Here is a 19,476-nt window from a genome sequence, read left to right as displayed (position 1 = left end):
ATATATTTTTAAGGATTAATTATGACTTATAAAGAAATTATAGAAGTTGCAAAAGATTGCATGGGTTTTTGTAAAGCCTGTATTATATGTAACGGTAAGGTATGTAAAAATTCTATGCCAGGACCTGGTGCTAAAGGAATAGGAGATGTCGCTATCAGAAATTACGATAAATGGAAAGAAATTCGTCTTAATATGGATACGATAGCGGAAAATAAAGATGTCAATACGAGTTTTGAATTATTCGGAAAAAAATTTAAATATCCAATATTTGCGGGACCTGTCGGAGCCGTTCAACTTCATTACGGCGATAAATATACCGAAGAAGAATATAATAATATAATGTTAAAATCTTGCAACGATTCTGGAATAGCCGCTTTTACGGGAGACGGAGTCAATCCAAATGTTATGATTGCAGCTACAAATATGATAAAAGAACAAAACGGAATGGGAATTCCTACCGTTAAACCTTGGAATATAGATATTATAAAAGAAAAAATGAAATTAGTGGAGGATTCAAACGCGTTCGCTGTCGCTATGGATATTGACGGAGCGGGACTTCCATTTTTGAAAAATCTCACGCCAAAAGCTGGAAGCAAAACTATTGAAGAATTAAGAGAGATAAAAAAAATTGCAAATCGTCCTTTTATAATAAAAGGAATAATGACGGCAAAAGGCGCAATTAAGGCTAGAGAATCTGGAGCTGACGCTATAATAGTTTCAAATCATGGCGGAAGAGTTTTAGACCAATGCGCTTCTACTGCGGAGGTTTTGCCCGAAATAGTAGACGCAGTTGGAGGAACTATAAAAATTTTAGTTGATGGCGGAATAAGAAGCGGAGCGGATATATTAAAGGCTTTAGGAATTGGAGCTGACGGAGTAGTTATAGCAAGAACTTTTGTTATAGCTTTATACGGAGGCGGAGAGGAGGGAGTAAAATCATATATTAATCAACTTGGAGCTGAATTAGAAGACGCTATGACAATGTGCGGAGTTCATAGTTTAAAAGAGATTAACAGAGATGTAGTGAGATTTTAATTTAATTAATAAACAATCCCGCCGCATAAAACTTCATCGTTATCATAACAAACGCAAGACTGTCCTTTGGCTACTATTCCCGTAGGCTCTAAAAATTTTATATTTATTTTATTTTCGTCTACTTGTTTAACTATAGCCATTGCGCCTTTATGCGCGCTTCTTGTTTTTACTAAAGCCTCAAATTCATAATCTTTAGGTTCTGCTATCCAATTAATATTGTTAATATTTACTTCTTTTATAAAAGTATAATCTTTTCCGCCAACATAAACCGTATTAGTTTCGCTCTCTAAACTTATAATAAATAACGGTTCTTTATAAGCTATGCCGAGTCCCTTTCTCTGTCCAACCGTATAATGCCAAATTCCTTTATGATGTCCCAAAACTTGATTAGTTTCTATATGAATAATTTTTCCGTCCAAATCTTCGTCAAATAATCTATGATATTCTCCGCCAAAAAAATCTTGACTTTCGTTTTTGTCTGCGACTTCAAGATTAAATTTTCTTGCAATTTCTCTCGTGTCTTCTTTTGTGTTTTCATACATTGGAAATATTATTCTACTTAATTGTTTTTGAGTTAATCTATATAAAAAATAAGATTGGTCTTTTATCAAATTTTTTCCTCTCAAAAGAATATATCTTTTTGTTTTTTCATCGTATCTAACGCCCGCATAATGTCCCGTTGCAAATTTATCGAATTTCAAACCGATATTTTCTATAGCTTCAAATAAGGCAGAAAATTTTATAAGGCTATTGCACATTATACAAGGATTTGGAGTAAGTCCGTTTTTATAAGAATCTATAACATAATTTATAACTTTTTGTTTATATATATCGCTTAAGTTAAATGTAAAATATTCTATTCCTATTTGCTCAGCGTATTTTTTACAATCTTCAACTATCTTTTTTTGATAAGGTCCATAACAAGAATTACTTAAAGGCGCTCGCTTATCTCCATCCCAATGAAGCATAGTAACGCCGAATACTTTATTTCCTTGTTCTTTCAAAAGTTTTGCCGTAGTTGTAGAATCGACTCCAGCGCTCATTCCTACCGCTATTGTAGACATAATTTAATTTCCTAATTTTTAATTTGAAATAGTATAATATATTTAAAATAAAATTACAATTATTATATTGAATTGTTAGCTTTCTTTTTTTCTATTTGAGCGATTAAATTTTTATTCAATTCTTTCGCGCTATTATAACCCATTTCTTTTAACCTAAAATTTTTAGCCGCTGTTTCTATTAAAATGCAAATATTTCTTCCCGACCTAACGGGAATTTTTATATAAGGAATTTCTGTATTTAATATATTATAAGTTTTTTCTTCTAATCCCATTCTGTCGTATTGTTCATCGTCATTCCAATTTTCAAGCTCTATAACCAAATCTAATCTTTTTTTATCTCTAATAGCGCTCATACCCGAAAGCCTGCTTATATCGACTACTCCAATTCCTCTAACTTCCATATTATGTTTTATAAATTCGTTTTTTCTGCCAATTATTCTTCCATCGTTTAATTTTTTAAACTCTACCGTATCGTCAGAGATTAATCTATGTCCTTTTGAAATTAATTCTAATGTCGCTTCGCTCTTACCTACTCCGCTCTTTCCTAAAATTAAAACGCCAACTCCAAAAACTTCAACCAATCCTCCATGAACTGTATGCGATTCTATAAGTTCTTCTTCAATTAAATTTTCTATATTTCTAATCATATCCATAGTTTTAAGTTCGCTTATAATCACGCAAACATTATTTTTTTCGGCTATTTTTATAAATGATTCGGGAGGATTTAAATTATAAGTGAAAATGCATAATGGCATTTTATATTTAAATAATTCTTCAAATATATCGAGTCTATTTTCTTTTGCAAGAGTTAAAACATAATTTCCTTCGCCTTTTCCAAAAATTTGTATTCTTTCAAAAGCGAAATCTTTAAAATATCCAAATAATGCCATTCCTGGTCTATTTACTTCATAACTTATTATTTCGTTATTCATTCCTATTGAATCGGTTATTAATCTTACTTTTAGAAAATTATTCTTTTCTTCGTTAAGACTTAAAAATTTTTCAACGGTTATTTTTGGCATTGAACTCTCATTTCCTCTTTAGCTATAAGTTCCAATATATCGTCCGATTTTTCAGCGTTAATAAGTTTTTCTATAAAATGAGTATTATCTCTGAGTATTGCCGCTATGCTTGTTAAAACTTTTAAATTATCGCTTGCCGAACTTTTAGGAGATAAAAGCATAAATATAACAAAAACTTTTTTATTATCGGGAGATTTATAATTTATTCCATTTTTAACAGTAGCTATAGTAAGAGTTATCGATTTTACCGAATTTGTTTTTGAATGAGGAATTGCGACTCCGTTTCCGACTCCCGTGCTCATTAATTTTTCTCTCGCCATAATAGAATGTTCCGCTTCTTCTTTATTTAAAAGCAATTTGCAATTATCTAATCTTTCTACCATTTTTGAAAGCAGACGCTCTTTACTAGTTTCTTGAACATCTATCATTATAGAATTTTTATCTATATAATCTATTAAACTCATATTTTTTACCTCCTTTTTTTAGGATAAAAATTAAATTTAAATATCAAACATTCTTATTAAAACAAAAGAATTATCCGTTTCTTTATATAAACCTTCAATTTGCTCCGTTATGCCGCTAATATAAACCACAAATTTTTTATCTTTATTTTCAATCAAATAATTCACAGCTTCGCTTACATTATACTCTTCTATTTTATATCTGCTTTTTTCAGAATAGTTTATATTATTGTCGTTCGCTACGCTTACTTTCTCTATATTCCAATGACTATGCTTTGTTTCTTGATTTTCAATATTATGAATTTCATAAACTATATTTTTATTATCTCTAAAAAGAAATGAAGGATATTTTCCGATTTTTATATTATATAAATCTTCGTCTCTTCTTATTGGAAAATAAGCCATAAAAGGATTTTTATCGGAATTGAAATGCAAAATTGCGTCTAATTCTTCAAGGGGTTTTTCGTATATTCCGACTGTTTTAATAGAATAAGCGTCTTCATCTTCTTCAACTTTAATGGTTTTATCGACAACGGCTCTTTGAGATTTATCAATAACTTTTTCTTTAGCCTTTCTAATTTTTCTCTCTATTTTTTGAAACATCATATCTATTGCGACATATAAATCTTTTTCTTTTTCCTCGTCATGAAAAACTTTTTTGCCAAATGTTATAGTTCCATGAACGATATATTTTTCATGTATATGTTCGCATATAATATTGGCATCGATTATTCTATCCGCTTGAATTTTTATGCCTTGCATTTTATTCGCTATATGTTCTCTCACATTTTTTGTAATTCTAACATTCTTACCTATAATATTTTGATGCATAAAAAATTTACTCCTTTAATTTATTATTATTTAATTATATTCATACTTTGTCTATATTTTGCAACCGTTCTTCTTGCTATTTCTATTCCTTCGCTTTTTAGAATTAATCTTATTTTTTCATCGCTTAATTTTGCATCCGAATTTTCAATTATTCTTTTTATAATTTCTTTAACCGCTCTTGAGCCTAACTCTCCGTTTATAGCTTTTATATTTTTAGAAAAGAAATATTTTATAGAAAAAGTTCCCCAAACCGTATTAAGATATTTTCCGTTAGATATTCTGCTTATAGTCGATTCGCTTAAATTAGTTTCCAAAGCTAAATCTTTTAATCTTAACGGTTTTATAAATTCTTTTCCGTTCTCAAAAAAATCAATTTGCAATTTTAATAAACCTTCCCCTACTCTTTTTAAACTCTTTTTTCTTTCGTTTACCGTGCTAATCAAATTTTGAGCCTCTAATTTCTTTTCTTTTAAAATATCATTATTAAAATTATTCTCTTTTAATATTTTACTATATTTTTTATTAATTTTCAAGGGTAATATAAAAGTCTCGTTAGTTTTTACTTGCCATTTATCATTTTCTTTGAATATAAATAATTCTGGGACAATATATTTTATAGTCGTTGTATCAAATTCTCTAGCTGGATAAGGTTCTAAAGTTTGTATTAATTTTAAGGCTTCTAAAATATTTTTTTCAGATATATTCATTTTTGAAGATATATATTTATAATCTTTTTTAGATAATTCATTAAGATAATTTTCTACTATATTTATCGCTATATTTTTTATATTTTTATCTATATTTTCTTTATTTTTTAACTGTGTCGATAAACATTCCGATATATTTTTTGCAGCAATTCCGATTGGCTCTAAAGTTTTTAATATCTTTATTATTTCATTTGCTTTTTTAACGCTTATATTTAAAATATCCGATATCTCTTCAGGCGAAATTGTTAAATATCCGTTTTCGTTTATAAAAGTCGATATTAATTCAGCCAATTCAATATCTTTTTTATTATTAAAAACTATTGATATTTGACTTTTAAGATGCTCAAATAAACTTTCTTTACTATTTGAAGCGGTATTTTCAATTATTGAATTTATATCTAAATTATTATGATTTGATTTTATATCGTATTCTAAAAAAGGATTTTCTTCAATTGCTTTTTCAATTTTTTCTTTTAATTCTATCGCGGGAATAGATATAATATTAAGCCATAATTTTGTCTGGCTATTTAATTTTAATTCGTTTCTTATAGAAGTATTAATCGAGGTATTTATAGAATTACGCATATAAAGAGTATAGATAATTAATTAATTTTGTCAATAATAAGTCGCCTAAAAAACAAAAAAAGACGACACATTTTTATGCATATTTAATTATCTTATTATTATTTATTATGTTCGTTTCATTCTATTGGCTTTTATATTCGTTCAGTTTTCAATGATGATTATTAAAATAACAATAAATTTTTATTTCTTAAATCTATTTTGAATTGCAAGACTGTTCCTTTCCCAAAATATATTGTTGGAAAAACCTTGAATAGTTTTATCTTCTTTCGCTTTTTTAAGTCGGCTTTCAGTCCAAGCGCAATAAGTCGGATTCTGTTCTATTCCGCAATAATTTCTGTTTAATTTTTTAGCTACAACCGAAGTAGTCCCGCTTCCCAAAAACGGGTCAAAAATAAAATCGTTTTCGTTTGAGCTTGCCAAAATCAACTTCGCTATAAGTTTTTCTGGCTTTTGAGTAGGATGAGCCGTATTTTCAGGCATAGACCAATATGGAATAGAAATATCGTCCCAAAAGTTAGAAGGGCAAGTATCTCTAAAATTTCCTTCTTCCGTTTCTATCCAATCTTTAGGTTTTCCTTCTTTTCTATAAGGAGCGATTACTTTTCTTCTAACCTTTACTTTATCCAAATTGAAAGTATATTTATTTGAAACCGTTGCAAACCAAATATCTTCCATTCCGTTTTTCCAATTCGATTTTGCGCCTCGCCCTTTCTCTCTCTGCCAAGTAATTCTATTTTGAATATTCAAATATTGCGATAAAACATTTCCGATTATTAAACTTGATTTCCAATCGCAACAAACATATATTGAAGCGTTTTCTTTTAATATTGGCAAAACCGATTCAATCCAAGATTTAGTATATATTTCGTAACTCAAATTATCTTTATTTCCAAATTTAAAACCATGATAATCTTTTGACAAATTATAAGGCGGGTCGACAATCATTAAATCGACAAATTTATCTTTAATTTTTTTTAGAACTGAAAAACTATCTCCGTTAATCGTTTTATTTTTAATTTCGTCTTTCGTATATTCTTTTATATTCTCTTTATCGATTATGCATTTATTAAAGAATAATTTTCCGTTTTCGCTTTCAATATCAAAGTCTATTGTTTTATTTAATTTAGATTTCATTTTATCTCCTTAAGTTATAATTTTTATTTATTCCCATTCTATAGTCGAAGGAGGCTTTGAAGAAATATCGTAAACTACTCTATTTATTCCTTTAACTTCGTTTATTATTCTATTCGATATTATTCTTAAAACTTCGTAATCTATTTTAGCCCAATCCGCCGTCATAGCGTCAACGCTTTCAACAGCCCTTATAGCGCAAACTTGCTCGTAAGTCCTATTGTCTCCCATAACTCCAACGCTTTTAATCGGCAAAAGCACAGCAAACGACTGCCATAATTTTTTATATAATCCCGCTTTCTTTATTTCCAAAACTACAATATCGTCCGCTTCTTGTAAAATTTTTATTCGCTCTTCGGTAATATCTCCCAATATTCTAACGGAAAGTCCAGGACCTGGAAATGGTTGCCTATAAATTATATCTTCGGGCAAATTTAATTCTTCGCCAATTTCTCTAACTTCGTCTTTAAATAATTCTCTGAAAGGTTCTAATAATTTTAATTTCATGTTTTTTGGAAGTCCGCCGACATTATGATGACTTTTTATAATCGCCGAGTTTCCTCTTAAAGAAACGCTTTCAATTATATCAGGATATAAAGTTCCTTGCGCCAAAAATCCTACATTCTTTATTTTTTTAGCTTCCTCTTCAAATATATTTATAAATTCTTTTCCGATTATTTTTCTTTTTCTTTCGGGATTTTTTACTCCTTTAAGTTTATTCAAAAATCTTTTAGAGCCGTCTTTATAAATCAAATCTATTTTAAAATTATCTCTAAAAACTTCGATTACTTTTTTCTCTTCATTTTTTCTTAAAAGTCCCGTATTTACGAAAATGCATTTTAATTGTTTGCCAATCGCTTTTTCAATTAAAACCGCAGCAACCGAAGAATCGACTCCGCCCGAAAGTCCTAATATAACATTTTTATCTTTAACAATTTCTTTTATATTTTTTATTTCGTATTCTATAAAAGAATTCATATTCCAATTTTTTTTGCATTTGCAAATATCGAATATGAAATTTTTTATTATTTTAATTCCGTTTTTCGTATGAGCGACTTCGGGATGAAATTGAATGCCGTAAATATTTTTTTCTTTATTTTCTATCGCGCAATAATTTGTATTTGAAGTTTTAGCCGTTAAATTAAATCCTTTCGGAATAGATTTTATACTATCTCCATGACTCATCCAAACTACGCTATTTTTTTCAAAAGATTTAAAAATCCTATCGTTTTTAATTATTTTTATTTCGGCGTTTCCGTATTCTCTTTTTTTTGCTTTTTCGACTTTTCCGCCCAAAGAATGAACTATTAATTGCATTCCGTAGCATATTCCCAAAATTGGAATTCCGATTTCAAATAATTCTTTATTTATTTTAGGAGCGTCTTTTTCGTAAACGCTTGAAGGTCCGCCAGAAAGAATTATTCCTTTTGCGTTAAAATTTTTTATAAAATCCATCGAAACATTGAAAGGATGAATTTCAGAATATACTTTATTCTCTCTTATTCTTCGCGCTATTAATTGCGTGAATTGAGAGCCAAAGTCGAGTATTAAAATTTTGTCTATATTTTTAAGATTTTCCATATTGATTCCTATATTTTAATTTTATTTAACGATTTATTGATAGTATAATTAAATTTATAAAAAAGTAAACTATAAATATTTATTAAAAAATTTATTTCTTTTTTGGCGTCTGCCCGCTTTTGGCAAGCAATTCACTTTTAATAAAATTTATTTGTTAAACTAAATTTATAAAATTATAGTAATTTATTTTTATAATATATTAAATTAAAATTATAAATTAACTTATTAAATATTATTATTTTATATAAATTTTTATAAAGATTAAAATTTATCAATACAAAAGCCGATATTTTACTATAAAGAAAGTCAAAATTATAAATTTATTACTTGACTTTTTTTAAAAAGTTTGTTATCTTATTAGTAGATAGTAAAAGGAATTAAAGTTTATAATTTTATGTTCCGATTTATAATATAGTTGGTTGTTGCGAATGTTGGATTTCTTCGCAATGACGGAGAAAAGGGAAAAAGATTTTATGGTAATGAAATTAAATTTAACAAATGATAATTTCATATTTGGGATTATTTCTAATATAATTACAAGTTTATTATATATAATGAAGCAGAAAGCCTCTTTCTAATTATAACACAAAACAATATTTATGTCAAGATTTTCGTGAATTTTTTTGCGAAAAAATTTCTATTGCAAATATTAAGTCGAACCTTCGGCTTTTTATTCATAAAAAAAATTCTTATTAAAAGGAGGGGCAATTATGTCTCAAAAAAACAAAATATTTTCAATTACATTATTATTATTAATTTTAGGTTCGGTAGCTTGTAGAAAAAGCGGAGGCGGAGGAAACCCAACGCCAATCGACCCTACAAAATCAATGACGGGAAATTTGCTAATCGTATCCGCTGACGGAAAACAAATTTAAACTCGCTTCCTTTAAGTTTTGTCGGAGCAAGCGCTACAGTAACGGAAGTTACAGAAAACCCAAAAAAATTAAAATTAGACACAAATAATTTTATCATTGCAGACGGCACTTTAAAGTTGACAAATATTGATTTATCTTCATCAACAGACGCCGCAGTATCGAATAAGATTACTTTAACTTTTAGTTTATCTGGAGAAAATCTTTCAAGATATACTGACACTGCAGATATTTTTGTTGGCAAATACTCAAATATCTACAGTAATACATTTGACACATTTACTAATTTAAATGAAATACAAGGGGACGATTTTACAACATCGACAACTCATAGATATATTACTTTTAAATTTGATGACAAAGCAAAAACTTTCTTTAAAGATAACACTTTCAATATAACTAATAGTAATACTACTGAAGGCGATAATGATAATGAATTAAAGGTTAAAGAGATGGAAAGTTTATTAAAAGGTAATCTACAAAAGAATACAATCTTTACAACTTATTTTAATGATGTAAAAGTTAGCTTTGTGTCAATAGACGAAACAAGTCAGTTTATTGCTACATTCAAAGTTGATTTAACTCCGAAGTCTGCTCTTTTTGAGACGCCTTATACGAGTTATAATTTTATTTTTAACGCCCAAAAAGGAAAATGGGTGCAGTAGATAATAAATTCCTCATATTAAATAAATTTTGTTAAACTCCTCATTGTAAGTAGTTTTTGCTTGCAGTGAGGGTTTGATAAAGTAGTTTATAGAAGTTGAGGGTTTAAGTTGCGGTTTTTAGATTGCGGTTAGAAAATTCTTTTTTTATATTATCGAAGAGGCTTGTCTGAAATGGGCGAGCTTCTTTTTTTGTTGTTTGTTAGTTTAAGGTTTTAGAGGTTTTTATTTATATTAAAAAAATAAAAGGTTTTTATGGGTTGCTTGGCTTTTGTCCAACTTGTCGCGTTATCAATTGCAATAACTATATTTTTATAAAATAAAAAAAATAATAATAAATAATTAATAAAGCGAATTTTTAATTTACCGAAAATTTAAAAAATAAAAATTATGGAGCAGTAATTATGATTCGTTCTCTATGGACAGCGGCAAGCGGTATGAACGGCATGCAATTTAAAACCGACACAATCGCAAACAACCTTGCAAATGTCAATACTATAGGATTTAAAAAAGTCAGAGCGGACTTTGAAGATTTAATATATCAAAATTTAAAAATGGAAGGAACTCCCGCAACGGAAGATACGGTAACTCCCGTAGGACTTCAAACGGGACTCGGAGTAAAAAGCGCCGCCACTCAAAAAATGTTTGACCAAGGCTCTCTTCAAGCGACTGGAAATAAATTGGATGTGGCTTTGGAAGGCGAAGGTTTCTTTCAAGTATTGATGCCTGACGGAACGGTTTCATATACAAGAGACGGTTCTTTTAAAGTCGATTCTAATGGACAACTTGTAACTTCAAACGGTTATAGATTAGTCCCTGAAATAATTTTTCCTCAAAATTTCTTGCTTGAAAAAATTAATATATCTAGAGAAGGCGTAGTTTCGGTTACCATTGGAGATGAAAACGACCCTGTAGAATTGGGAAATATAACTTTGCATAGATTTATAAATCAGGCTGGACTTCTTTCAATAGGCGACAATTTATATAAAGAAACTATCGCAAGCGGTCCCGCATTTGAAGGCGAAGCTGGAGCTAACGGTTTTCCGAGAATACATCAAGGTTTTGTTGAAATGTCTAATGTTAAAGTCGTTGATGAAATGGTTGATATGATTGTGGCGCAAAGAGCCTATGAAATGAATTCAAAAGCCGTGCAAACAAGCGATAATTTACTTGCTACGGTGGTAAACTTAAAAAGATAAATAATTAAACAATAATTTAAAATGCAGAAAGAGATATTTTTAAAATACCTCTTTTCTGTATATTTTCCCATAAGAAACTTGATTTCTAACATAAAGCAAATTTAACATTCTATATTCTTTCTTAATATTTTCTGCGTAAGCTTCTCCCTTTTTATTATAATCATGTCCTGCATTATAATATCTTAAAGAATTTTCAATATTTCCTTCAAATAATCCAAGAAGTTTATTGATAAATCTAACTCCAAGAATAATATTTTCTCTTTTTTTATATCTATTTAATTTTGGGTCGACATCCTTATTTGCTATAGGCGTTATTTGACAATAGCCATAAGCGTTTTTTCTCGATAAAGCCGTAGGATTAAAATCGCTTTCTATTTTAATTAAAGAAATCATTAAAAGCGGGTCTACATTATAACTCAAACAAATATCAAAAATATCTTTAATAAGCCAAAAATCCTGATTATAATGATTTGCAACATTACTAACAAGAACAGCCCAATCGTCCGAAGAAGAATAATCTTTAATATTTAAATCATGCGTCTCTAAACTAAAATTTCCGATTAAAAACGCTATTAATATAACTAACCTTTTCATAAATCTACCCCTTTAATATAAATTATTTTATCTTTAATTTTTAATTATATATAAATATTTTAATCGATAATAAATAAAATGCATTTATTGAATAATTAAATTATACTATATTACGATAATAAAGCAATAAAAAAATTTAATCAAGTCAACATAATATTTAAGTATAAATTAGTTCAAAATAATTAAATTTTTACGGTTATATTTTTATTTTATTACTGCGACTATATAAATTATAAATCAATTTAAAACTATCATATCCTTATCGCCGAAAGCGTTTTTCAAATCGGTATCAATATCTTTTGCTTTAAACATTAAAGCGCAATTATCAATATCTAAAACTTTTTCTTTACTTTTATCATATATAGCGCAAAGAATTTGATAATAATCTTTTTTATTTTCTTTTATAGCTACAGAAATGAAATTTTCATTTGAAGATAGTTTATCAAATAGCTCTTTTTGCTTAAAGAAAATAATAACATCTTCCATTTTTAGTATGTCTACTTCTTTTACATTATATAATTTTTTAGAAAATTTATTAGTAATGACTACGATTATTCCTATTACTACTGTAAATCCTAATATCCCAAATAATAAATCTTTCATTTTTTATCCTCCATAAATTAAATTTATTTTAAAATTAACATATCTTTATTGCCAAACTTTTGTTTAGTTTCTTCATCTAAACTTTCTGCATTCATCCCTAAAGCATCGGTTTCCATGTCTACGATTTCTTCCGTTTCTACATTATAGAAACAGTTTACTACATGATAATTTTCATTTTCTAAATTCTCTTTAATAGTAACAGCTATTGTATTTTTTTCTTCTCGTAACTTTTTTAATCTTTGCGGGTCCATGAAAAAGCCAACTATATTTTTCACAAAATTAACGACTTTTAGAAATACTTTTTTTATAAAATCCCATATTTTTCTTAATAAATCTATAAACTTTGACATAATTTTTAGCTCCTTTATTTAATTATTTTAATAAAATCATATCTTTACCTGCAAATTGATTTAATAAACTACTATCTAATTTATTAGTATAAACTATCCAATGTTTAGCGTTTCCTTTAAGCATAGGCTCGTTATTTTTATCTAAAAAACATATATGTATTTCAAATTTATATTTGCCATCTATATCTTTTTTATTTAAAATACAAGCTGAAGAATGTAATTTTTGATTAAATTCTTTTTTTACAAGCGAAATGCATTTTTCTAAAGATAATTCTTCAGTCTTTATCTCTTCCAAATTCCAAGCTTCCTTAATATTTTCCAAAGAGATAGCATCTGATAAATGTTCTTTTATTATCTTTAACACCTCCTCTGCAGATTCGCCCGCTTTTACTTTTACCACCTTAAGCAACTCTTTTAATAATTCTTCTAATAATTTATCCTTCATTTTTTACTCCTTGATTTTTATTTTCTAATTTATCAGTTTTATTTTCTGCATCATTAGATTGAATATTATAATTATTAGTTTCTAAATTTTCTTTTATTTTCAATTTTAAATTCTCCTTTCTAATATTTGATTTAGCTTTTAACTGCTCAAATTTTTCTTTCGCTTTATTAAATACTTCTTCAAATAATTCTTTATTAATATTTGCATTTTTCTGTATGCTCGATATAAAGACTTCCAAAATTGTATTTTTTATTTCTCTTGGCGAAAAACCCTCTATTATCTCGCTTAAAGAAAGTAAAAAATCGTCTTCTAAAACTTCTTTATCTATAGGAGCTTTATCAGGTAGCATTTTCTTTATAATCTTTAATCTTATATATTTATCTGGGAAGTTCAAATTTAATATGTCTTAATATTCTGCTTTCAAATGCGCTGTCGTAATTTTCATGCAAATTTGTAGCAAATATCACAACTCCATTAAAAGATTCTAGAAGTATTAACATTTGACTTCTTAAAGAATTAACGGCTTGGTCGGAACTTGAAGAAACATTAGTTATACGCTTTCCTAAAAAAGAATCGGCTTCGTCAAAAAATAAAAGGCAGTTTTCTTTTTTAGCTATTTCAAAAGCCTGAACTAAATTTTTTGGAGCGTCTCCCACAAATTTTGATTCTATATCCGAATAATTTAACGGAAGTATTTTTATTCCCAATTCGCTTGCCACTATATGAGCGGACATAGTCTTTCCAGTTCCAGGCGGTCCATAAAAATTAATTATGCATCTTGGAACAGGGTCGACTTGAGCAAATCCCCAATCATAATAAATTTTTTGAATATTTTTTATCATTACGGTAGATTTTTGTATCTCTTCAAAAGTTGAATCGTTTAATATTATTTGATTGATATTATATTTAGGTTCTGTGGGAAAAACATTTAATTTAATAGCGTTTTCATTTTCTTTTTTATTAAGATATTTATTTTCCGCTTCTTCTTTTGAACAATTAAAAGCGATTATTATTTTTATATTTAATTTGCCGTCAATTATATATTTATTTTCTATATGACTAAATTGAGCTTTTAATAAAGTTATTTTTATATCCTGCTTTTTGTTATATTTAATATTTTCTTTTGGCAAATAAATTATATTATTTTTATTTTCTATATTAAAATCATTATAATTATAAACTATAAATATTATTAAACTCTTTAATCTTTTATCTTTAAACTCAAAAGCGTTTAGTTTTTCCAAAGCTTCTTCATATAATTCTTTATTAGAATTATCTTTAGTATTTATCTCGTAAATTTGTTTTATATTTTCACTATTCATACATTATTACCAATTAACCTCATTAATAATTTATTAAAAAACCTATAAATTCGTTTCAAAATCGATACTAAAAAATTATCATAAATACCAATTTTTACTTTATTATAATTACCTGTTTCAAGGTTATACTTTATTTTATTAATTCTACTAATTTTTTTAGTTTTTATTATAAAACTAAAGAGTCTCACAATTTACTTTTCCTTACAGTTTCAATTAAATATTAAATATGGACTGATTACACAATATCTTAAAATTTTTATCAATACTTTAAAATAAAAAATTCTAAAAAATCTCAAAATAAACAACTTGATAAAATGCATACTTATGTTATAATTAAAATACAGTTTAATTTTTTATGGAGGTAAATTATGCCACGATTTATAAATAACGATTGTGTAGCCTGCGGTTCATGCTTGCCTGAATGCGCATTTGGAGCTATAAGCGAAGGCGATATTTATGTAATAGACCCTGAAAAATGCACGGATTGCGCCGCTTGCGAGCCTGTTTGTCCAAGCAACGCTATACATCAAGCTTAATCTTAAGCGGATGGCATGCGGGGCGGGTTTTTATAGCCTGCCCTTTTATTTTATAAAATTAAATATTTAATAAAAATTAATTAAGGATTTATATTTGATAAAAAATATTCAAGCGTTTATTTTATCTTACAATCAATATAAAACTTCTTCAATAATAGCTTCTTTTCTAACAGAAAACTCAATAATAGACGCAATATGCTATAGAGCAAAAAAAGATTCAAAAGCTTTCGGTTCTGATTTTATGAGCGTATCAAAAATGCAAATAAGTTTATATCAAAAAAAACAGCCTAATTTATCGATATTAAAAGAATCTTCAATAATAAAAAATTATAATTTGATTGAAAAATCAATTTATTCTTCGCTTGCAGTTTTTTATATAAGAGAAATTTTATTATATTCGGCAAAAGATTTTGACGAAAGATATTTTATTCTTATGGAAAAAATCTTAAACGCTATGGAAGAATTGGAAGAAAATAAAAATGCATTATTAAAAAATTATCTCAATATACTTTTAAGAGCTTTTGAAATGAAAGTTTTGCATATATCGGGAATATCGCCGCAATTAGATTCATGCGTTTTATGTTCAAATAGCAAAGCGAATTTTTATTCGATATCTGAAGGCGGAATTATATGCGATAATTGTAAAAAGACTTTAAAAGACGCTATTGAACTTGATAAAAACGACATTAATTTTATGAGAATAATAAAACGAACTTCTTTAATCGATATAGTTAAAAATAAAGAAATAAATAATTTTTATTCAAACTCAATAAGCAATGTAAGAGATATAATGAATAAATCTCTTTTTAATCATTTAAATAAAAATTTCAAAAGTCTTAAAGTGTTGGAAGAGGTTTTATTTAACTAATATATCAAATACGCTTTTTGCATCATCTACAATATAAGTGGCGTTTTCAAATTCTTCATCGTTTCCAAAACCGTATCTAACAGCAATAGAATCTATACCTACGATTTTAGCGCCTTCTATATCGTCTATTCTATCGCCAATCATTATAGTTTTTGATTTATCGAATTTTTCTTTTGATAAAGCTTCTATAAGAACATCGGTTTTATTTTTAGTTTTCTCTCCCAAAATTGGAGCGTAAATATTTTTAAAGAAAGTATTTAAATTAAAATATTCTATTATTCTAATAGCCGATTCTTTTGGCTTCGCAGTAGCGACAAATAAATTAAAATTTTTATCATGCAAATTTTTTATTAAATCAAAAATTCCTTCGTATAATTTGCAATTAAATAATCCATTATTTCCGTTATAATCTTCTCTGTAATATTTTATAAATTCGTTTGCAAGATTTTCGTCATTACGGCAATATTTCATAAAACTTATATCGAGAGGCGGACCTATGAATTTTCTTAAAATTTCTTTTGAAGGCATTTCTATATTTAAATTATAAATTTCGTTTACTTTTTTTATTCCGTATATAACGCCGTTTATTATTCCGTTAGCCGAGTCGGTTATAGTGCCGTCAAGGTCGAATAAAATATTTTCGTATTTAGACATATCGCTTTATCTGTTTACAAATATATATCCCGAAGCGGGAATTATTTCAAATTCTTTTTTAGTTTTTTCTTTTATCGCTTTAAATAATAAATTAAGTCCCAAACTATCGCTTGAAATATGTCCAGCGCAAACTATATTTATATGATATTTTTTACATTCGTCTATATGTTTATCCGACAAATGCATAACTACTAAAGTTCCAACGCCAGAATTTGCTAAAGCTTCTATCATTGCAACATCGAAAGCGGCTCCGCCCGTCATATCAACTACAATTTTACCAGCCCTATTTTTCTCGCTTCCGTTAAAAAGTTTAGGAGGATTATTATATTTTGCTGCAATTTTATATTCTTCCAAATCGTTTAATAAATCTAATATATCGGAAAGTTTATAAGGATTTTTATTTTTAATAAGGTTTGTTAAAAAAGTTTCAACATGATTATCGGCAACCGTATGCATACACATATAATTTAAATTAAGAAGTTTCGCAGCCATAGAATCTCTATTATGATTAGAAGGCGACACCGATTTTTCAACCGCGGATATTCTTTTATTTGTCAAAGCTTCGGCGACATTTATGGCGACTCCGTTTAACGCGTTTTTATCGGTTTGCATTCCTATAACTTCGTAAAATTTTGCATAAGCGTATCCGTTTGGATGATGAGTAATAACTAAATCTATATTAGAGTTTTTTTCGTTGAGTCTATCGGCTAAAATCAATTCGGCAGTTTGCATATCTATACCGCAGAATATCTTTTTTATTTCTTTATCTTCCGCTATATTTAATATTCTCGTGTCGGCGTATGGATTAAATAAATTATCCGTATCAAACATATTTTTCTTTTTTTTATCGGTAATAGAATCATAATCTTTTCTAATATCTTTAAGTTCTTTTTCTACGATTTTTCTTCCTCTCGGGTCAACATCTATAGCGCAATCTATAGCCACTTTATAAAATTCGTCAATATTTAAGAATTTTTTATTTTTTATCATTTTTAGGTTCGCCTCTATATTTTTCGCTCATTACCATTCCGTTTTCTTCGTAAAAAGTAATAGCCTTGTAATTCTGTCTTATTGAAAATTCCGCGCTTCCTATAACAAGCTCGACTCCAGATAGCATTTCTTTTCCCGCGCTTATTGTAGAATCTACTTTTTCTATCTCTAATTGCTGAATCACGCTTTCTCTATTTAAAACTACCTCCTCTCTTCTGCTATTCGATTGTTCAAGTTGTTCTTTCAAACTCTGCAATTGTTCTTTCTTTTCATCGTCTAATTTTTTAATTTTTGCAGCTTTCTCTAAAGATTTTATTCCTCTTTCAAGTTCTTCTATTGCCATATCAAGCTCTTCTTTTTCTTTTTCCATATCTTCAATAGCTCGTCTTTTTGCAGGACTTACTCCTGTCTCTATTAATGTTTTGCTTCCAGCTTGAGAACCTAAAACTTTTCCGTTTACTTCGTTTAAAGCTCTTAATCTTCCTCCGCTTGCTGACGCTCTCTTTCCTATCAAAATTATTCTATTGTCAGCGTCTATATTTGAATTTAATATCGCTTCTGTTACGACTACATTATTTCCAGCTTCAACATTAGAAAATTGTATAAATTTCGCTATAACATCTCCGCCAGCTTTTACAAAACTATTCTCATTTCCTTGAATGCCTAACTTAACCATTATATCGCCTTTAGCTTCGAGATTGCATTTGCCAACCGTCCCTTGAATATCTATATTTCCTTCGGCTTTAATAGAATAATTATCATTAACGCTTCCTTTAACAAGCACGCTTCCAATAAAATTTATATTTCCCGTTTCAGGTCCGACATCTTTTGCAACTTCAAATATAGGCTCAACACTTAATAATTTTCCGTTTAATACAACCTGCCCGTTAATAGCGGCTAATATAAATTTATTATCGTCCGACATTTTTACATTTTTACCCAATACTTCTTTAGTTTCTATATCCTTTCCAATTTTAGTTTCTATTTTATCGCCAAATACAGTTATTCCTTCCTCGCCTTTTGTAGCTTCAATTTTTTCTGCTAATTGCTGTCCTTCTTCAACATTTTCAACTATGCTTAAATCTTTATAATCTATGCTCTCTTCTTCGCCTATAAAATCGGGTATAATTTTTTTATTAACATTAACCAAAAATTCTATTCTCGCGTTATTTCCGTTTATAGGATGCTTTCCTTCGGCTGCAAGTATAGGAATATCAAAAGTTCCATCTTCCAAAGATTTTTTAATATTATCTTCATGAATTCCAAATACGATACCGCTATTTTCAAGCAATTCTTTAACATCTTCAAAATCCATCTCTCTTCCACCATTTGAAGGTTTGCCAATAGTAACAAAAGCCTGCATTTTATCTTCGCTAACCGAATAATTTAACTTCGCATTAAAAGCCGATTTAGAAGAATCCCACTCGGCTATTTTCTCATATTCTCCTTTTTGTTTATCAAGAATATCTTTAGCCAAATTAGCGTCATATTCTTTTATTCCAGCTTCTATTAATTTAGATTCTAAAGCCGTAATATCGTCTATTCTCTTTCCGCCAGCGACCGGAGGCGACACTTTCAAAAATACGCCGTTTCTTTTAACTCTTATTATTATTTTAGTGTCTTTATTAACCAAAAGATTACCTTCTTCGGATTCTTGTTCAATAGAAGTATAATCTTTATCAGCTCCCATATAAATTTTAGATTTCTCATATTCTATATGCGTATATCTAACAAAATATTTTCCGCCGCCAATTCCTAAAAAACTTCTGCTCTTCTCTCTTATAACTTTATAAGTTAATTCGTAAACGGGACATTGAAATATAGCCGCAGCTTCTTGCATTCCTTGTTCCAATGAACTTACATATAATTCAACCGAATGCGAATCATGAGCGTTGTAAATGTTCTTGTAAAAATTACTTTGCAATATTTTTCTTTTTAATTCGTTCATAACATATCCTATTTAT

22 protein-coding genes are annotated in these 19,476 nt (G+C 28.2%); 6 read left to right on the top strand and 16 right to left on the bottom strand.

The genetic code is table 11. The features are described from left to right. The first annotated feature begins 21 nt into the window (after positions 1–21). The gene (locus EPJ79_RS00595; RefSeq protein WP_147738045.1) at positions 22–1,035 is read left to right on the top strand and encodes an alpha-hydroxy-acid oxidizing protein; all 1,014 of its coding nucleotides are present in this window, start codon (positions 22–24) and stop codon (positions 1,033–1,035) included. A 5-nt stretch (positions 1,036–1,040) separates the two neighbouring features. On the opposite strand, the gene mnmA is transcribed toward EPJ79_RS00595, so the two are convergent. The 7 genes from mnmA to guaA all read right to left on the bottom strand — a co-directional run bounded on the left by mnmA (position 1,041) and on the right by guaA (position 8,417). Continuing rightward, complete coding sequence (mnmA, locus tag EPJ79_RS00590; RefSeq protein ID WP_147738044.1) at positions 1,041–2,099, bottom strand: tRNA 2-thiouridine(34) synthase MnmA; 1,059 nt, start codon at positions 2,097–2,099, stop codon at positions 1,041–1,043. A 62-nt stretch (positions 2,100–2,161) separates the two neighbouring features. Next, positions 2,162–3,121 (bottom strand): HPr(Ser) kinase/phosphatase, encoded by a 960-nt coding sequence (gene hprK / locus EPJ79_RS00585; RefSeq protein ID WP_147532138.1) that lies wholly within the window; start codon positions 3,119–3,121, stop codon positions 2,162–2,164. Continuing rightward, positions 3,109–3,585, bottom strand: a complete 477-nt coding sequence (locus EPJ79_RS00580) for a PTS sugar transporter subunit IIA (RefSeq protein WP_021957977.1) — start codon at positions 3,583–3,585, stop codon at positions 3,109–3,111. The genes hprK and EPJ79_RS00580 overlap by 13 nt, the downstream gene beginning before the upstream one ends. A 36-nt stretch (positions 3,586–3,621) precedes the next feature. Continuing rightward, positions 3,622–4,413, bottom strand: a complete 792-nt coding sequence (gene hpf / locus EPJ79_RS00575; protein ID WP_147738043.1) for a ribosome hibernation-promoting factor, HPF/YfiA family — start codon at positions 4,411–4,413, stop codon at positions 3,622–3,624. Between the two features lie 26 nt (positions 4,414–4,439). Next, positions 4,440–5,705 carry an RNA polymerase factor sigma-54 gene (gene rpoN, locus EPJ79_RS00570; RefSeq protein ID WP_147738042.1) on the bottom strand — a complete coding sequence of 422 codons (1,266 nt, stop codon included), beginning with the start codon at positions 5,703–5,705 and terminating at the stop codon, positions 4,440–4,442. Positions 5,706–5,885: 180 nt separating this feature from the next. Then, entirely contained in the window at positions 5,886–6,839 is a 954-nt protein-coding gene (locus EPJ79_RS00565; protein ID WP_147738041.1) for a DNA-methyltransferase, read from the bottom strand. Between the two features lie 27 nt (positions 6,840–6,866). After that, the gene (guaA, locus tag EPJ79_RS00560; RefSeq protein ID WP_147738040.1) at positions 6,867–8,417 is read right to left on the bottom strand and encodes a glutamine-hydrolyzing GMP synthase; all 1,551 of its coding nucleotides are present in this window, start codon (positions 8,415–8,417) and stop codon (positions 6,867–6,869) included. Between the two features lie 710 nt (positions 8,418–9,127). Between guaA and EPJ79_RS11460 the strand changes: the two genes are divergently transcribed. The 3 genes from EPJ79_RS11460 to flgG all read left to right on the top strand — a co-directional run bounded on the left by EPJ79_RS11460 (position 9,128) and on the right by flgG (position 11,150). Beyond that, positions 9,128–9,292, top strand: a complete 165-nt coding sequence (locus EPJ79_RS11460; protein ID WP_158634337.1) for a hypothetical protein — start codon at positions 9,128–9,130, stop codon at positions 9,290–9,292. Between the two features lie 116 nt (positions 9,293–9,408). After that, positions 9,409–9,954: a hypothetical protein gene (locus EPJ79_RS00555; protein WP_147738039.1), complete on the top strand. Its 546-nt coding sequence runs from the start codon at positions 9,409–9,411 to the stop codon at positions 9,952–9,954. A gap of 401 nt (positions 9,955–10,355) precedes the next feature. Beyond that, positions 10,356–11,150: a flagellar basal-body rod protein FlgG gene (flgG, locus tag EPJ79_RS00550; protein WP_147545278.1), complete on the top strand. Its 795-nt coding sequence runs from the start codon at positions 10,356–10,358 to the stop codon at positions 11,148–11,150. 39 nt (positions 11,151–11,189) lie between these two features. On the opposite strand, the gene EPJ79_RS00545 is transcribed toward flgG, so the two are convergent. From EPJ79_RS00545 to EPJ79_RS00520, 6 genes are all read right to left on the bottom strand, one after another. After that, entirely contained in the window at positions 11,190–11,744 is a 555-nt protein-coding gene (locus EPJ79_RS00545; protein ID WP_147738038.1) for a lytic transglycosylase domain-containing protein, read from the bottom strand. Between the two features lie 237 nt (positions 11,745–11,981). Further along, entirely contained in the window at positions 11,982–12,347 is a 366-nt protein-coding gene (locus tag EPJ79_RS00540; protein ID WP_147738037.1) for a hypothetical protein, read from the bottom strand. Between the two features lie 23 nt (positions 12,348–12,370). Continuing rightward, positions 12,371–12,697, bottom strand: a complete 327-nt coding sequence (locus EPJ79_RS00535) for a hypothetical protein (RefSeq protein ID WP_147738036.1) — start codon at positions 12,695–12,697, stop codon at positions 12,371–12,373. Between the two features lie 22 nt (positions 12,698–12,719). Further along, entirely contained in the window at positions 12,720–13,142 is a 423-nt protein-coding gene (locus EPJ79_RS00530; RefSeq protein WP_147738035.1) for a hypothetical protein, read from the bottom strand. Further along, a complete protein-coding gene (locus tag EPJ79_RS00525) occupies positions 13,132–13,536 on the bottom strand; it encodes a hypothetical protein (RefSeq protein WP_147738034.1) in 405 nt (134 codons plus the stop codon). The genes EPJ79_RS00530 and EPJ79_RS00525 overlap by 11 nt, the downstream gene beginning before the upstream one ends. After that, on the bottom strand, positions 13,520–14,464 hold the full coding sequence (locus EPJ79_RS00520; protein WP_147738033.1) for an ATP-binding protein: 945 nt from the start codon (positions 14,462–14,464) through the stop codon (positions 13,520–13,522). The genes EPJ79_RS00525 and EPJ79_RS00520 overlap by 17 nt, the downstream gene beginning before the upstream one ends. Positions 14,465–14,832: 368 nt before the next feature. Between EPJ79_RS00520 and EPJ79_RS00515 the strand changes: the two genes are divergently transcribed. Both EPJ79_RS00515 and recO read left to right on the top strand, forming a co-directional pair. Beyond that, entirely contained in the window at positions 14,833–15,000 is a 168-nt protein-coding gene (locus EPJ79_RS00515; protein ID WP_021959560.1) for a DUF362 domain-containing protein, read from the top strand. Positions 15,001–15,094: 94 nt separating this feature from the next. Further along, positions 15,095–15,868, top strand: coding sequence for a DNA repair protein RecO (recO, locus tag EPJ79_RS00510; RefSeq protein ID WP_147738032.1), 774 nt, complete (start codon positions 15,095–15,097; stop codon positions 15,866–15,868). Here recO and EPJ79_RS00505 read toward each other — a convergent pair. The 3 genes from EPJ79_RS00505 to EPJ79_RS00495 are packed head-to-tail and all read right to left on the bottom strand — an operon-like array spanning position 15,857 to position 19,460. After that, positions 15,857–16,522 carry an HAD hydrolase-like protein gene (locus tag EPJ79_RS00505; RefSeq protein WP_147738031.1) on the bottom strand — a complete coding sequence of 222 codons (666 nt, stop codon included), beginning with the start codon at positions 16,520–16,522 and terminating at the stop codon, positions 15,857–15,859. The genes recO and EPJ79_RS00505 overlap by 12 nt on opposite strands. Before the next feature lie 6 nt (positions 16,523–16,528). Beyond that, positions 16,529–17,512, bottom strand: coding sequence for a hypothetical protein (locus tag EPJ79_RS00500; protein WP_147738030.1), 984 nt, complete (start codon positions 17,510–17,512; stop codon positions 16,529–16,531). Then, positions 17,499–19,460, bottom strand: coding sequence for a FapA family protein (locus tag EPJ79_RS00495; RefSeq protein WP_147738029.1), 1,962 nt, complete (start codon positions 19,458–19,460; stop codon positions 17,499–17,501). The genes EPJ79_RS00500 and EPJ79_RS00495 overlap by 14 nt, the downstream gene beginning before the upstream one ends. Between the last annotated feature and the right edge of the window lie 16 nt (positions 19,461–19,476).

This window comes from Brachyspira aalborgi (assembly GCF_008016455.1).
GTDB lineage: Bacteria > Spirochaetota > Brachyspiria > Brachyspirales > Brachyspiraceae > Brachyspira > Brachyspira aalborgi.
Note: the sequence above shows the minus strand (reverse complement) of the source record. Positions and strands in the feature narration are given on the sequence as shown.